Below are 16,875 nucleotides of genomic sequence, written 5' to 3'. Positions count from 1 at the left end.
CTCCTTTATGTAATGTGTTACAGAGCACCGGGTGCAATCCACATATGTGAGGTGAGCCCTTTATCGGCTAAAGCGAGCTGACTGTTATACACAGTTTTCCATGTTTCATAGAATTCCTTATATAGTTCATGATTTTCAGTGACTGGCTCAAATGTTTTTTCCCACTGTACAAACTGTTCGGCAGTCTCTGCCATAGATGAATATATGCCAGCACCAACCCCAGCAGCAATTGCAGTTCCTAAAGCTGCTGCTTCTTTTACAACTGGTACTTTCACAGGAATTCCGAGTACGTCTGAAAGAATTTGTGGCCATAGTTTTCCTTTAGCAGCACCGCCAGCAAAGATTACTTCAGAAGGGAATTTACCAGTGAGAGCTTCAATTAATTTCAAGTTGCCAAGTGTAACGAAGGCCGCATTCTCTTCAATTGCACGAAACATCTCTTTCTTCCCACATTTATCAGCATCTAAGCTCAAATTTAAAAAGGATGGTGCAGCATGTCGCCAAGAAATATAATTCATTACATTTGAAAAAGTGGGGATTATGCCATGTGAGCCTACAGGAACTTCTTTCGCTTGTTCTTCTAGTAATTCATAAGCATCTACACCGAGTTTTTCAGCGAGCCGTTTTTCTTCATGGCAAAAGGCATCTCGAAACCACCTCATAACAAGGCCAGGGAAGAAAGCGATTGTTTCGTATTGCCATAGGTTAGGAACGACATGGCAATTTACGCGAAGTGCCGCATTTGGATCAGTTTCTGGTTTTGTTATATTTACTTCTTGTTGCCAAAAACTGCCTCCGCATATAAATGTTTGTTCAGGCTTTACAACTCCAGTTCCAAGTGATGCCATTTGTGCATCTCCGCCGCCAGCAACGACCGGTGTTCCTTCATGTAATCCTGTTAACTCAGCACTTCGTTTTGTGATATTCCCGATAACTGTACCAGCTTCATTTACTTTTGGAGAAAAGGCTAGAGTAAGACCGCATTGCTCAGCAACCCAGTTATCCCAAGCTCTATTTTGTAAATCGAATATACCGGACGTACATCCGTTTGAAGGATCAATTTGTAGTACGCCGCACAATTTATATAAAATCCAATCGTTTAACATCGTGAAAGAATGAATGCTCCTGTACACGTCGGGTTCATGTTTTTTAATCCAAAGTAAGCGAGGTAAAGCACCTAATGAAAAAGTTTGACCGGATTTTTTATATAAATCCTTTTCAATTTCGGAACGAATTTGTTTTAGTTCACTAACTTCCGCTGACGCGCGGCCATCAACATTTGCACAAGCCCATATTTCCTGCCCGTTTTTATCGTATAAAACAAAGCCCTCACGCATACTCGTTGCACTAATACCTTTAATAGAAGAGGGGGACGTATTACTTTTTTGAAGAACATCCTTCGTACACTCTTGAACGAGTTTCCAGTTTTCTTTCACATCAAAATTCATAGAACCGGGATAACGACTATCTGATTTATGAATCCATTCTTTTTGACTAACAGCAAGTTGATTACCGTTTAAATCAAAAAGAACTGCTCGAATGCTCCCTGTACCAGCGTCGTAAGCTAATAGAGTAGACATTAAGAGTCACCTTCCTTTCTTAATAAGGAGAGGGCAGTTTCTTCATCGGTAATTAATGTATGAATGAACTTTCCTTTTAAGGCGCCGTAAATTGCAGCTATCTTTTCCGTACCGCCAGCTACACCAACGACATGTTTCATATTTTGAAGAACAGAGAGTGGTGTGCCGATAAGACGGTTATGATGGGGAAGTTCTAATTGTTTTCCGTCAGTATTATAAAATTGCCCTAAAATATCTCCAGCCCCGTGTTGACTACGTATATAAGTCATTTCACGTAGTGTTAATTTTTCTTCTTTCACAATTGTGGCGTCTTGAGATAAGCTGCCAATGCCAACTACTGCTGTATGAGCGAGTGAAGCGACGTGAAGCATATCTTTCACGCTCGGTTCAGATAGAATAATTTGTGTCATTTCGTTTGTAGATGTTAGAAAAGGGGTAGGAATAATATGAAGATCGCCTTGCATGTAGTTTAAATAGCTTTGATTTCTTGGAATATAGTGATTTACGCCTCCTGTAAGAGTAACGATTGAAAGACTCATAGAGCTATCAAAATGAATGTTTTCTAGCATTTTACTTATCGTCTCTCCCCAGCCAATCCCAAGTAAATCACCTTGTTGCAACTGAGTTTCTAAATATTGTGCGGCAGCTTTTCCGAGTGAAAATGCATAATCCTCAGTTGGAGTTGGAATAACGAAAGCATCTTTTAGATGGAATTTTTTCATAAGATCACGTTCGATGCTTAAACAGTGCAAACCAGTACCTTTTACGTGAAATGTGACGACACCTTCCGTCCGTGCTTTATCTAACAACCGAACGACTTTATTTCTTGAAATGTGAAGAAGTGAAGCAATTTCCTGCTGGGTTAATTGATCTTTATAATAGTACCAAGCTACTTTTGTTAACAAATTGTCTTCAAAGTTCAGCTGTGACATGCTCTTCATCCCTTTCAACAATTGACCACTGCTTAAACATATGTGCTCGTTATTTTGTTTATTCCAGTTGAGGCGATAAATAGCCCAGTGAAAAAAGTGTTCTAGATATGAAAAAAGAAATATACAATGCTACAAAACAAGTAGAACAAAAAATCATTTTCTCAAAAAATGTTCTGCATAAAGGCAGGTGACAACATGTGGAGAGCGTGCCCTTATTACAAGTTACAAAGATGAGTAAATCATTTGCAGATCAACTCGTATTAAAAGAAGTCAATTTACAATTAGAGCGTGGAGATATATACGCTTTAGTTGGAGGAAATGGTGCCGGGAAATCAACGTTAATGAAAATACTAACGGGCTTGTATTCATACGATGCTGGCAAAATGTATGTGAAGGGGGAAATACAAAAGTTTTCAAACACAGCAGAGGCGCATCAACATGGTATTTACTTAATACCACAAGAGCCGCTCATCTTTCCTCATATGACAATTGAAGAGAACATTTGTATCGGAATGAAAGCGAAAAAGAAAGAGCTTCGAAATAAAATTAAAAAGTTGCTAGAAGACTTAGGGTGGAACATTCAACTTCGTGAGCTAGGGGTATCGTTATCCATCGCCCAGCAACAATTAGTAGAAATATTGAGGGGATTAATAAGAGAAGCTGAGATTCTTATTTTAGATGAGCCAACATCGACATTAACAACTCACGAAATTAAGAGTCTTTTTGTGTTGATGAAAAGTTTAAGAGAAAAAGGAATTGGCATGATTTATATTACGCATCGTTTTCCAGAAATCTTTGAAATTGCGAATAAAATAGCAATTTTACGTGACGGAATTATTGTAAGTCAAGGTGATGTATCAAGGTATACATATGACATGCTAATGGAGGGGTTATTACCGAAAGGATATAAATTTGAGGAGAAAAAAGAGATCATACAAGAGGAAACAGAGCATTCGGAAAAACTATTAGATGTCACGAATGCATCAAGCTATGCGTTTCAAAATGTATCATTTACTGTACACGCTGGAGAAGTTGTTGGGATTGCTGGGATCGTTGGATCAGGTAGGACTGAACTAGCTGAATCGTTATGTGGATTAAAGCCTTTGAAATCAGGTTCTGTTTTATTAGATGGGAAATCCATTACAAAGTATTCGGTACATAAGCGAATAAAGGAAGGTATGGTGTATGTACCGGAGGATCGAGCAGGGAATGGTATTTTTTCAATTGCGTCTGTTAAGGAAAATATAACATCTGCATCTTTAAACAGTATGAGTAGCTTCTTTTTAAATAGTAAAAAAGAAAGCGCTTTATCCGAATTGTATATAAAACAGTTTAGAATTGTTGTCCCTCATATGAATGAAGAGCTGACGTCTTTATCAGGTGGGAACCAACAGAAGGTCGTGCTAGCAAAATATCTTGCATGTAATCCGAAAGTGATTATTCTTGATGAACCGACCCGTGGTATTGATGCGAAAGCAAGATTAGAAGTATACGAAACGATACAAAGTTTGAAGAGAAAGGGACTTGCGCTCATATTAATTTCTTCAGATATGGAAGAAATCGCTCAATTAGCGAATCGTGTTTATGTGATGAGAAACGGAGGATTCGTCTCTCATTTGGAGAAGAAGGAAATTTGTATTGATGAAGTTACACGCCTTGCGTACGGAGGAAAGGGAGGTGTAACGGAGTGAACCGTTTATTTAAAATGCATGAGACGTCTATTATTATTTTATTACTTCTTTACATAGCCTTCGTTGGAGTAATGAATCCTAGTTTTGTTCAGTTTAGCTCTTTATCTTTAATTATGAAATCAAGCGTTATTTTAGTTATTTTGGCAATTGGTCAATCTTTCGTATTGTTTACGAAAAACATAGATGTATCAGTAGGATCTATTATGGGATTAAGCGCTGCGGTTTGCGGGATGTTGTTAACAGATGGATACAGTGCCTTTATTTCAATATTTGTGGCAATTATACTTGGTGCTCTTATTGGTATGGTAAATGGAATTGGCGTTACGAAATTTCGAGTGCCAGCTATCATTATGACATTAGGAATGCTCGGTATTATTAGAGGTGCAATGTTACTATTCACGGGCGGAAAGTGGATTGAAGATATTCCGAATGAGTATAAACAAATTTCTTCTATTATGATGTTAGGCATTCCGGTAACGGTATGGACCGTTCTTATCATATTACTACTACTATATTTCTTTTTAATGAAAGTACAAATTGGAAGATATTTTTATGCTGTCGGTGATAATGAAGATGGTGCAAGGCTTATTGGAATACATGTAGATAAAGTGAAAATATACGCGTTTATCATATCAGGCATAAGCGCTGGGCTCGCTGGATGTATATTCGTAATGAATATTGGATTCGTTCCAAATCAAACAGGTACAGGGATAGAATTGCAAGTTATCGCCGCTGCTGTTTTAGGTGGTATACATTTAAAAGGAGGAACAGGTTCTATATTTGGAGCGGCATTAGGTGCATTTTTTTTAGAAGTGATAAGCAGTTCACTCGTCTTTTTAAAAATACCTGCATTTTGGAATAGTGCTATTTCAGGATTTTTACTTTTACTCATCATCATATTAGATAGTGTCTTGAAAAAATGGAAGAAACTCCGGCAACTAGAAGAAAGAAGGGTGAATCTATGAGGGGAATACGTAGTTTGTATAGATGGGAAGGGGTTCTTCTCATATTGCTTCTCGTAGAACTCATTCTCTTTAGTTTCATAAATAGTGATTTCTTAAACATTAGTAACCTCCTTTTTAGTATGAACGATTTCCTCATTATTTCAATCGCGGCTATTCCGATGACATTTGTCATTGTAACTGGCGGAATTGATGTATCAGTAGGATCTATTATGGGGCTTACTTCGATTCTTATCGGAGCACTTTGGATGAATGGCATGCCTATACTGTTGGCCGTTATCATTGCGCTCGTAATAAGTTGCATAGCGGGCGGATTAAATGGACTTATTATAAAAATGACAGATGTAGAACCTCTTGTCGTTACACTTGGAACGATGTTTTTATATGCAGGAATCGCCCTTGTTATTTCAGGTGGTTCGGGTGCAGCGGGCTATGAAGGAATAAGTGGTTTACCAGATTCGTATGTGCAAATGGCAAATGGTAGTTTTATCGGTATACCTAATCTATTATGGCTCCTTGTCATTTTAACGATAGTATTTACGATATTGTTTCACCGTACAACATATGGTCGCTACGCAAAATTAACTGGCGCAAATGAAAGTACGGCGAGATATTCCGGCATTCGAACGAAGAAAGTAGTAATTATTGCTTACGTACTTTCTGGGTTAGGAGGTGGATTAGGAGGAGCTTTCTTAACAGCTTATTTCGGTTCAGCTCGTGCAGATATTGGAAGTGAAACGATTTTGCCAGTAATTACGGCAGTTGTATTAGGCGGCACACTTATTACAGGCGGAAAAGGGAGTATTATTGGGACAGTACTAGCGAGTATTTTTATAGGACTCATGCAGTACGGTTTACAAATGACGGGCTTAACGAATGAACAATCTAATGTAGTAATAGGTATTATCCTTATTGTTTCTGTTATTATGAGACATTTTAAATTACAACGATTCACTACGGGGAAAAGAAGGAATTTGCATAAGGGGGAAATGTCATGAAGAGAAAACTGGGGATTGTTATTATTATGTGTATTTGTTTAATCGGTTTAATTGCTTGTTCTAGCCAAACAGCGGACAAGAAAAAAGCAGATGATGTGAAATTTGCATTCATTCCGAAATTAACGGGAGTTGGCTTCTTTACATCAGGCGGTGAAGGTGCAAAAGAGATGGGAGATAAGTTAGGTGTACAAGTGAAATATGATGGACCTTCTGAAGCGAGCGTATCAGGGCAAGTAAAATATATAAACAATTTTATTAATCAAAACTACGATGCAATTATGGTTTCATCTACGTCAGTTGATGGTCTCTCGCAATCATTACAACGTGCAAAGAAAAAGGGGATGACCGTATTAACGTGGGATTCTGATGTGAATCCGAAAGACCGTTCGTTTTATATTAGCCAAGGTACACCAGACCAACTAGCAAAGTTATTAATAGAAATGACATCTAAGCAAATTGGAGATAAAGGGAAGGTCGCATTCTTTTATTCAAGCCCGACTGTAACAGATCAAAATCAATGGGTAACGAAGGCGAAAGAGATTATTAAAGAAAAATATCCGAATTGGGAAATTGTAACGACGCAATACGGTGAAAATAATGCGCAAAAATCTTTATCGGTAGGGGAGAGTATTTTAAAAACGTATCCAGATATTAACGCAGTAATATGTCCAGATGCAACAGCACTACCAGCAATGGCGCAAGCAGCTGAGAATTTGAAAATGGATAAGAAAGTAGTCGTAACGGGATTTTCGACACCGAACGTTATGCGTGATTATGTAAAACGAGGAACAGTACAACAATTTGGATTATGGGATGTAAAACAACAAGGTGCCCTCGCAACGTATGTTGCAAATGAAATTGTTGTAAAAGGGAAGAAGTTAAAAGTCGGGGATAGCTTTGAAGTAAAAGGAATCGGAAAAGTGAAAGTAGAGCCGAACTCTATTCAAGGGTATGACTATGAGGCAGAAGGAAATGGTATTATCGTATTACCTGAACGAGTTGTATTTACGAAGGATAATATTGATAAGTATACTTTCTAGTAGAAAATAAAAACGTCCGAATATATCGGACGTTTTTATTATGTCGTTTTTTTAATCTATTCATTAATTGTGAACAGCTTCTTTTTCATTTAACCCAAGTGTGCGTCCTGTTGAAGCGTGAAGCTCTTGGAACAGTCTTGGATTTTCCGTAAGTGACACGCCGTAAGAAGGGACCATTTCTTTTATCTTTGGCTCCCATTCTAGTATACGTTCTGGGAAGCATTTTTCTAATACTTCAAGCATAACGTGAACAGCAGTAGAAGCACCTGGAGAAGCGCCAAGTAACGCAGCGATTGATCCGTCATTTGCACTAACAACTTCTGTACCAAATTGAAGTGTTCCTTTACCACCTGCATCAGTATCTTTAATTACCTGCACACGTTGTCCAGCAACGACAGTATCCCAATCTTCACTTTTAGCGTTCGGAATAAACTCACGTAATTCTTCCATACGCTTTTCGTGTGATAACATAACTTGTTGGATTAAGTATTTTGTTAATCCCATTTCTTTTACACCGGCGGCTAACATCGTTAAGACGTTATTCGGTTTTACAGAACCAATTAAATCAAGGTTTGAGCCAGTTTTTAAGAATTTAGGTGAGAAGCCTGCAAATGGTCCAAACAGTAAAGCTTTTTTATTGTCTATATATCTCGTATCAAGGTGAGGTACAGACATTGGTGGAGCACCAACTTTAGCTTTTCCGTATACTTTTGCATGATGCTGCTCTACAATTTTTTGGTTTTTACATACCATAAATAGTCCACTTACTGGGAATCCTCCAATATGTTTTGACTCAGGAATACCAGTCTTTTGAAGTAGAGGTAGACTACCGCCACCGCCGCCGATAAAGACGAATTTTGCAGTATGATGTTCGATTTTGCCACTATTCATGTCATGTACTTTTACTTCCCACAAACCATTCTTCGTGCGTTTAATATTTTCAACACTATGTTTGTAGTTTAGCTCAACATTTTTAGTTTTTAAGTAATCAAATAACATGCGCGTTAACGCACCGAAGTTAACATCTGTTCCAGAGTCAATTTTCGTTGCAGCCATAGCTTCATTAGAATTACGACCTTCCATAATGAGTGGAAGCCATTTTTTTAATGTGTCAGGTGCATCAGAAAATTCCATTCCTTGGAATAGAGCGTTTTTTGAAAGCGCTTCAAAACGTTTTTTTAGAAACTCTACATTTTTTTCCCCTTGCACCAAACTCATATGAGGTAGTGGCATAATAAAATCTTGTGGATTACGAATTAAGTTTCTTTTTACAAGATAAGCCCAAAATTGTCTTGAAAGTTGAAATTGCTCATTTACTTTTACAGCTTTACCAATATCTATAGACCCGTCAGATTTTTCGGATGTATAGTTAAGCTCACATAGCGCAGAATGTCCTGTACCAGCATTATTCCATTCGTTAGAACTTTCTTCTCCGGCATTAGCGAGTTTTTCAAATACTTTAATTTCCCATTCAGGTGCCAATTCTTTAAGTAATGATCCTAACGTTGCGCTCATAATTCCTGCGCCAATTAAGATAACGTCTGTTTTTTGCTGCATGTTGCTCATGATAATCTCTCCATCCCCTATATTGGCAAAAAAGAGTAGGTGTTTTTATATCTAAGCCGTAAAAAGAAAACACCGCCTAGGCCCCACCTAGGTACTTACCTTTTTTGTCTCAATTATATAACCATCTCATAGTCTATTATAATAATTAATAGACTAAAATATCTAGTGTTATCTGATAATTTTAAACTATTTAACGTTTTATTTCATAGAATTCTTCTGTCATAAGGGTAAAAAGCATAGTAGTAAAGCGGAATTTGGAGAAGAATTCCATTTTGATGTTATCTCAAAAAAGCTTCTATTTTTATGTTTTATCTTTGAAAACTAGTAAAATTCTATTTTTGTAACATCTAATTTGAAAAAATAGAGTAAATAACAAATAAATGATAAGATTATTCTGAAAATAATCAAGGAGGGATACCAATGCTTACAAAAGAACAAGTCGCAAACTTATTTCGAAATTTTTCAATCAAGGAATGTAAAGGATCAAGTGATTTATACGAATACTTATCAATGAAGATTTCTGAAGATGAGGAAGTGCTTACACTATCTTCCTACGCTCAAGTAGGACAACCAATCCCAAACTTATTATTAGGTGCAGTACATTATTTATTGCTAAAAGGGAAAGACCATCATTTAAAAACGTATTATAGTAGCTTAGTTGAAAATGCTAAAACAAATTTAGATAAAGCTTTTGAACAATTTAAAGATTTCTGTAATGAGTACCGAGAAGAAATCATTACTTTATTACAAACGAAACTCGTTCAAACGAATGAAGTAAGACGATGTGCATACTTATACCCAAGTTTCTGCTACATATTTAACAAAGTGAATAAACCGTTAGTGGTAATTGAAATTGGTACAAGTTCTGGATTACAACTGTTCTGGGACCAATATAGCTATTCGTACGGAACAGATGAAACATATGGAAATATAAATTCGAATGTACATTTAACCTCTGAAATAAGAGGGGAGAATGTGCCCCGTTTTCTAAAACAAAGTCCACCTGTCGTAGAAAGAATCGGGCTTGATTTACATGTGAATGATTTACATAATGAGGAAGATTATTTATGGCTACGTGCACTAATTTGGCCAGAACATAAAGAAAGACTTGAACTGTTCGATCAAGCAGCATCTTTAGTTAAAAATGAATCCGTCTGATTAATAGAAGGAGACGGTGTAGAGCTGTTGCCATCTATTATTGAACAAATAAGTGAAGATGCTGTTATCTGCATTTTCCATACACACGTCGCAAATCAAATACCTAAGCAAGTAAAACATGCGCTAGAAAAACAAATTAAAGAAATCGGTGCAAAACGTGATGTATTCCACCTATATAACAATATGTGGGACCGGGACCTTCATATTGATTATTATATTAACGGAAACGAATATTGTGAAACTGTTGGGGAAACGGAAGGGCATGGGAGATGGTTTAGTTGGGGATTGGGGGATAAGAAGCTATGCTAAAGTAAATCTAATAATTATGGGTTTCATCACCAAAATTCGTAATTAAAATAGCTGATGGAAGACACTCCATCAACTGTTTTTTACTTTTCATAAAACTCATTAGGTATCTAAGGTAAGCGTCAAATATTCCTCACCTACAAGTTGTAAATAGCCCATGAGATTCATCTTCTTACATCCAAGGATTTAAAGAAATTGGATTATTAAAACCTGACAGGTGTCAAAAAAGAACCTACCGGTTAATCAGCTATATTACTGGTTCAAGAAATTATTACTTCAAACGGAAGAGCCGAAGGAAAGTAAATGTTTAAAATGAATATATAATACATGCGAGAAAGAGCACAATTTGATAGGGGGGGCTTCCAAATGCATATGGATGAAAGAATGAATTTGCAGTTAACAGGCCAGGCTCTTCAGGTAATGAATAACGGAATTGCTGTCATAAGTCATGATGGAATCATCACATTCAGCAACCAACCATTCTGCAGCATGTTACATAAAAAAGAAAATGAAATAATAGGTAAGCATATATCAACGATTATTCCTGATCGTAAAAAGCTAGTAGTGAATCAAAATGATAGTTTGTACAAGTACGAGTGTAAGGTGGGCAACCAAGTATTGATTATAAATGAATCCCGTGTATATCAGAGCGGGAAAGAAGATGGATCAATTGCCATTTTGGAAAACAAGGAAAAAAGTATACAGTCCTTGGAAAGTATCATCAGTCGGTATGAAAATGCCTTGAATTTACTGTCGGAGTGTATTCTAGGGGTAAATGAACAAGGGATTGTCAATTTTTTAAGTGGTTCTTATGCACAATTTTTAGGGATTGATGATCCAAAGGAAGCGATAGGTAAGCATTGTACGGAGGTTGTTGAGAATACGAGGATGCATATTATCGTGAAGACGGGACAGGTGGAAATTGGGCATATCCAGCGTATAAGTAATCGGAATATTATCGCAACTCGTATACCTATTGTTAAGGACGGTGAGGTTATTGGTGCGATTGGTAAAATTATGTTTCATGATATACAGCAGTTTAAAGCTTTGGGGGATCAGATTAGTGCAATGGAATCAAAGTTATCTTACTATCAAACTGAATTACAGCGGTTGCAAGAAGGTAGGTTGTCCTTTCAAAGTATTATAGGAGAGAGTGCGAAAATGAAAGAAGTTAAAACGATGGCCTTGAAGGTTTCTAAAAGTCGGTCTACCGTTTTGATAAGAGGAGAGAGCGGTACAGGGAAGGAGCTCTTTGCGCATGCGGTACATCGTGCAAGTCCGCGTGCTAGGGGTTCATTTATTCGTTTGAATTGTGCTGCGATTCCGAGGGATCTTTTGGAGGCTGAATTATTTGGATACGAAGAGGGGGCTTTTACAGGAGCGAAAAAAGGTGGTAAGCCTGGGAAGATTGAGTTGGCCCATAAGGGAACGTTGTTTTTAGATGAGATCGGTGATATGTCTTTGGACATGCAGGTGAAGTTGCTGCGTGTGTTGCAAGAGAAAGAGATTGAAAGAATTGGTGGTACGAAAATTCAAAAGATTGATGTCCGTTTCATTGCGGCGACACATCGAAATCTTCGTGAAATGGTGCAAAGAGGGGAATTTAGGGAGGATTTATATTATAGGTTGAATGTGTTTGCGATCGATATTCCTCCGTTACGAGAGAGAAAGGAAGATATGATACATATAATGGAATTTTTAATTCGGAAATTGAATGGGGAGCTGGGTAGTAGCGTTCTTTCATTGGATGAGAGAGTAAGGAATATATTCATGGAGCATGATTGGCCAGGCAATATTAGGGAGCTAGAGAATGTGTTAGAACGAGCGATGAATGTTATAGAAGGAATGATTATTCAAGTGCATCATCTTCCTGTATATTTGCGGAAAAAAGATTTGGAAGAAGAGTTATATCATGAAATATTTGCGGTGGATCAAGAGAAGAATGAGATGAGTTATTCACTGCAGGAGGAAGTGGAATCGGCTGAAAAACGGGCGATTACAAGGGCTTTGGAAAAGACAGCTGGAAATATAAAAGAGGCAGCCAAGCTTTTAGGGATTCATCGGGCTAGCTTATATCGTAAAATAGAAAAATATGGAATTTCGTGAAAGGAAGCAAAGGGCAAACAGGCCCTTTTTTTGTTTGGTTTGCAGTAATACATACTGTCTCTTTTTTGCGACACTTTCTTATAGATGCGACATGATCGTAATCATTTGTAGCGCAAATGCGACATGTGAAGGTGGACATGTAAGGGAGACTTGGGGTATGTCCCTGAAGGAATAAGGGAATAGAGAATGAGTCGATTTTTGGCATGTTTCTTGCTATATAAATAAAAAAGATTATAGCAAGAAGGGATGGAATTCAATGCTGGAAAATCACAGTTTGCCACATTTTATTATGCAAAGTATTGAAAAAACACCAAGTAAGGTCTATTTACAATTTGAAGGACAAAGAGTTACGTATGAGGAGCTCTATCATCGAATTACAAAAGCTGCAGCGGGATTTTGTGAGCTCGGTATTCAAAAAGGGGATAAGGTTTGTATTATGCTTCATAACGCTCCTGAATATCTGGATGTATGGTTTGCTTTATCTTTTATGGGAGCAATTGCGGTGCCTCTGAATGTGCATTTAAAAGGGGAAGGTTTGCAGTATATTTTATCTCACTCTGATTGCAAGCTGATTATCGTTGATAAGGAATTTGTTCCTCAAATTGCTTCTTGTTTGCCATTTATACAAAGGGACATTCAAATTGTCGTTTACGGAAATGATGAAAGCGCAATTATTTTGAACGATGGTAAAGAACCGCTGGTAATCGAATTGAAAGATGTACTGAATACAAATAATCATCACCTTCCAACTGAATTTGTTTCCTCCTCTTCTATTAACAGTATTCTTTATACCTCTGGAACGACTGGATTACCTAAAGGGGTCATGTTAAGTCATTCTGCCTATGTAAATTCTGCGCAGTCATTTGCCACCTATATGGTTGGCGCAAGTTCGAAAGATATTTTATTTACAGCGCTGCCGTTATTCCATATTAACGCCCAGGCCCATACAGTACTCGGTGCTATTTCTTCCAATGCGACAATTGCTCTTGGCAAGCGGTTTAGTGCTTCTGGATTTTGGGATGAAATTCGCGGTCATGGCGCAACCATTTTTAATTCTTTAGGATCTATGATTCCTATTCTCTGCAAGCAACCAGAAAAGGAAAACGATAATGAAAATTTTGTAAGGGTGACGGCTTGTGCTGCTACGCCTAAGGAATTTTGGAAGCCGTTTGAGGAGAGGTTTGGCGTCCAGATTGTAGAAGGTTACGGATTAACGGAAACGACGGGTTTTTGTGTAACGAATCCATTGAATGCCAATAAGCCGCCTTCTATTGGAAAGCCTTATTCTTACGTAGAGACGAAGATTGTCAATGAGGATGGAAATGAAGCGCGGACTGGTGAAATTGGAGAGATTTTTATACGTTCCTTACAGGGACAAGCATTCATGGAAGGCTACTATAAAATGCGGGATAAAACAGAGGAGGCGATGAATGAGGGATGGTTCCATACAGGAGATCGCGGTTATCTAGATGAGGAAGGTTACTTATATTTTTGCGATCGAATCAAACAGTGTATCCGGAGGCGTGGAGAAAACATCTCCTCTTGGGAAATCGAAAAAGTCGTGAATAATCACCCGAAAGTACTTGAATCAGCGGCCATCGGTGTTCCATCGGAAGTGGGAGAAGAGGATGTCAAATTATATGTGATTGTAAAGAAAGGAGAAACGATGTCCCATGAAGAGATTATAGATTGGTGTCAAGAACGTATGGCTTACTTCATGGTGCCGCGATATGTTCAGTTCAGTGAAACTTTCCCAAAAACCGCGACGGAACGGATTCAGAAGTTCAAGCTGAAGGAGGAAGGAATCAGTACTGCTTGGGATCGCGAACAGGTCGGCTATGTAATTAAAAGAACGAGTTGATGTGTTGAAGGGTAGTAAAACAGTTTGCTTTTTATCTCATTACATATTGGAAAGAAGGGATTTCATTGGAAAATAAGCGGGTTGTTACATGGGCGAAAGAAAAAGGAATCGCGACGATTATCATTGATAATCCTCCTGTGAATGTACTGAGCTGTGCTGTGGTTGAGCAACTGACGGTGGTGGTCGATGAAATCGAACGGGATGATGAAGTAATTGCTGTACTTCTAACTGGCGCTGGAGAAAAGGCCTTCGTTGCAGGAGGAGACATCAAGTCATTTCCGGAATGGATTGGGAAAGGGAATGAATATGCAGAGGGAAAATCATTGTGGCTTCAGAATCCATTAAATAAAATAGAAAGATTGTCGAAGCCTGTAATCGCTGCTATTAACGGATTAGCGCTTGGGGGCGGGTGTGAATTAGCCTTATCATGTGATTTACGGATTATAGAAGAACATGCCCAAATCGGACTTCCAGAGGTGAAGTTAGGATTGTTTCCAGGTGCGGGAGGCACGCAACGTTTGCCTCGATTAATAGGAACTGCAAGTGCGAAAGAAATGATGTTCACTGGTGAACCGTTCACTGCCGAGGTAGCTTGGCGAGTTGGTTTGGTGAATCATGTTGTTCCGCGTGGCGAAGCGCTGAATAAGGCGAAGGAACTAGCCGCGAAGATGGCTCAATTTTCCCTTCCTGCTTTATCTTTGATGAAGCAATCTATCAATAAGGGATTATCTTCTTCTCTTGAGGACGGGCTAAAAATAGAAGCTGAGAATTTCGGCCATGTATTTCAAACGAGTGATGTAAGAGAGGGAGTGGAGGCTTTTATAGAAAAGAGGGTACCGCTTTTTCATCATAAATAAAATAACAAAAAGTAATGCCTGCCTCTGGCAGGTGTTGCAATAATATATATAAATATAAAAGGGTGTAAAGTAAATTTAAGAGAATCTATTTTATTGAGGGGGAATGCGGTTATGGATTTATTGATTGTATTGCTATCGCTTGGCTTACTTATATTTGTAGCTTACCGAGGATTCTCAGTCATTTTATTCGCTCCGTTATGTGCTTTGTTGGCTGTATTTTTAACGGAACCGGCGAATGTTTTACCATTCTTTTCTAATGTTTTTATGGCGAAGATGGTCGGATTCATAAAATTATATTTTCCTGTATTTTTGCTTGGAGCGATATTCGGTAAAGTGGTAGAAATCACTGGAATAGCAGAAAAAATCGCGAAAATTATCATCCATTTTATAGGCGTGAAAAGAGCTATTCTTTCCATCGTGTTAATGGGAGCGATTCTTACATACAGTGGTGTCAGTTTATTTGTCGCAGTATTTGCGATTTATCCGTTTGCGGCGCAATTATTTCGCGAGGCGGATATTCCGAAACGTCTCATTCCAGCGACAATTGCATTCAGTGCATTCACGTTTTCGATGGATTCACTTCCTGGATCACCTCAAATCCAAAATGTTATTCCAACTACGTTCTTTAAAACAGATATTTATGCAGCTCCTACATTAGGGATTATCGGAGCACTGTTTATCTTTATATGTGGCATGCTGTATTTGGAAAGGTGTAGGAAGAAGGCTGCTGCTAAGGGAGAGGGGTACTTCGGAAAAGGCGGTGCCACTTCTGAACTGGCTGCCACAACTAGCGCACAATTGGTGCAAGCGCCTATTGTTTCCAGCGATGTTATTCCAGCTAGTTATTGGGTAGCTTTTCTTCCGCTTGTACTGGTCGGAGTGATGAATAAAGTCTTTACAGAATTCATCCCGGTTTGGTATACAAAGGGATTTGATTTTGCATCTATAGGTTTGAAGGAGTACGGAACGATTGATATGGGACAAGTCGTAGGTATTTGGTCAGTGGAAATGGCACTTCTTATCGGAATACTTGCTGCTATATTATTAAACTTCCAAGCGGTAAAAGAACAGTTTCAATCTATTACAAGCCTGGGCGTAAGTGGTTCAATCTTAGCTGCCATGAACACTGCAGCCGAGTATGGATTTGGTGCCGTTATAGCAGCTTTACCCGGATTTGTCATGATTCAAAATTCTTTGACAGGTACATTTTCAAACCCTTTAATTAGCGGAGCGGTCATGACGAATATTTTGTGCGGTCTGACGGGATCAGGTTCGGGTGGAATGAGTATTACATTAGGTTTAATGGCAGATAAATATATTGAAGCGGCAGCGAACTTTGATATTCCGTTAGATGTGCTGCATCGTGTAATTGCAATGGCAGCGGGAGGTATGGATACTCTCCCTCATAACGGAGCAGTTATAACTTTACTTGCAGTTACAGGATTAACACACCGAGAAGCTTATAAAGAGATTTTTGGTATTACGATAATTAAGACATTAGCCGTTTTCTTCGTTGTTGGAGTGTACATGATGTTTTCTATTGTATAGTAGGAAGGTTGATCGGCTGTTATAAATAACGCAGCCACCAAGTTAAGATTATGTATAATGGTAAACAGAAACAGCCATCATTCCATGAAACGATGGCTGTTTGTATGTTTTTAATGAATTTCACAAAAAACTTCAATTGTAGATTGGAATTGAACTATCCCAACCTTCACTTGGTCTAGAGGAGGAGGGCTTCTCGGTTAAAATGATAAAGTCGGTAAATTTACTTGTTACAACAATGCTCTTCTACTCATCCATTGCGTCATAACCCAC

At 38.2% G+C, this 16,875-nt stretch carries 11 protein-coding genes and 1 pseudogene; 9 read left to right on the top strand and 3 right to left on the bottom strand.

Going from position 1 to position 16,875, the window contains the following annotated elements:
* Positions 1-17 precede the first annotated feature (17 nt).
* Together lsrK and CQ058_RS03920 are read right to left on the bottom strand one after the other, a co-directional pair.
* Positions 18-1,580, bottom strand: a complete 1,563-nt coding sequence (lsrK, locus tag CQ058_RS03925) for an autoinducer-2 kinase (protein WP_002032840.1) — start codon at positions 1,578-1,580, stop codon at positions 18-20.
* On the bottom strand, positions 1,580-2,512 hold the full coding sequence (locus tag CQ058_RS03920; RefSeq protein WP_002165567.1) for a sugar-binding transcriptional regulator: 933 nt from the start codon (positions 2,510-2,512) through the stop codon (positions 1,580-1,582). Before CQ058_RS03920 ends, lsrK begins: the two co-directional genes overlap by 1 nt.
* A 197-nt stretch (positions 2,513-2,709) precedes the next feature.
* Between CQ058_RS03920 and CQ058_RS03915 the strand changes: the two genes are divergently transcribed.
* From CQ058_RS03915 to lsrB, 4 genes are read left to right on the top strand one after another with little or no spacing between them, the layout of a single operon-like run.
* Entirely contained in the window at positions 2,710-4,203 is a 1,494-nt protein-coding gene (locus CQ058_RS03915) for a sugar ABC transporter ATP-binding protein (protein WP_002189996.1), read from the top strand.
* A complete protein-coding gene (locus CQ058_RS03910; RefSeq protein WP_002142273.1) occupies positions 4,200-5,168 on the top strand; it encodes an ABC transporter permease subunit in 969 nt (322 codons plus the stop codon). The genes CQ058_RS03915 and CQ058_RS03910 overlap by 4 nt, the downstream gene beginning before the upstream one ends.
* Positions 5,165-6,163, top strand: coding sequence for an ABC transporter permease (locus CQ058_RS03905; protein ID WP_002189993.1), 999 nt, complete (start codon positions 5,165-5,167; stop codon positions 6,161-6,163). The genes CQ058_RS03910 and CQ058_RS03905 overlap by 4 nt, the downstream gene beginning before the upstream one ends.
* Positions 6,160-7,203: an autoinducer 2 ABC transporter substrate-binding protein LsrB gene (gene lsrB, locus CQ058_RS03900; RefSeq protein WP_002142271.1), complete on the top strand. Its 1,044-nt coding sequence runs from the start codon at positions 6,160-6,162 to the stop codon at positions 7,201-7,203. Before CQ058_RS03905 ends, lsrB begins: the two co-directional genes overlap by 4 nt.
* A 63-nt stretch (positions 7,204-7,266) precedes the next feature.
* On the opposite strand, the gene CQ058_RS03895 is transcribed toward lsrB, so the two are convergent.
* A complete protein-coding gene (locus CQ058_RS03895; RefSeq protein ID WP_002142270.1) occupies positions 7,267-8,769 on the bottom strand; it encodes a malate:quinone oxidoreductase in 1,503 nt (500 codons plus the stop codon).
* Positions 8,770-9,189: 420 nt separating this feature from the next.
* Between CQ058_RS03895 and CQ058_RS03890 the strand changes: the two are divergent.
* The 5 genes and pseudogenes from CQ058_RS03890 to CQ058_RS03870 all read left to right on the top strand — a co-directional run bounded on the left by CQ058_RS03890 (position 9,190) and on the right by CQ058_RS03870 (position 16,605).
* Positions 9,190-10,236, top strand: a pseudogene (locus CQ058_RS03890) (DUF2332 domain-containing protein).
* 363 nt (positions 10,237-10,599) lie between these two features.
* The gene (locus tag CQ058_RS03885; protein ID WP_002032827.1) at positions 10,600-12,339 is read left to right on the top strand and encodes a sigma-54-dependent Fis family transcriptional regulator; all 1,740 of its coding nucleotides are present in this window, start codon (positions 10,600-10,602) and stop codon (positions 12,337-12,339) included.
* Between the two features lie 256 nt (positions 12,340-12,595).
* The gene (locus tag CQ058_RS03880; RefSeq protein WP_105589478.1) at positions 12,596-14,200 is read left to right on the top strand and encodes an ATP-dependent acyl-CoA ligase; all 1,605 of its coding nucleotides are present in this window, start codon (positions 12,596-12,598) and stop codon (positions 14,198-14,200) included.
* A gap of 65 nt (positions 14,201-14,265) precedes the next feature.
* Complete coding sequence (locus CQ058_RS03875) at positions 14,266-15,057, top strand: enoyl-CoA hydratase (protein WP_002032823.1); 792 nt, start codon at positions 14,266-14,268, stop codon at positions 15,055-15,057.
* 111 nt (positions 15,058-15,168) lie between these two features.
* Entirely contained in the window at positions 15,169-16,605 is a 1,437-nt protein-coding gene (locus CQ058_RS03870) for a GntP family permease (RefSeq protein WP_002032821.1), read from the top strand.
* The last annotated feature ends 270 nt before the right edge of the window (positions 16,606-16,875 follow it).

The sequence above is a fragment of the Bacillus sp. MYb56 genome (genome assembly GCF_002976445.1).
Classification (GTDB): domain Bacteria; phylum Bacillota; class Bacilli; order Bacillales; family Bacillaceae_G; genus Bacillus_A; species Bacillus_A mycoides.
Note: the sequence above shows the minus strand (reverse complement) of the source record. Positions and strands in the feature narration are given on the sequence as shown.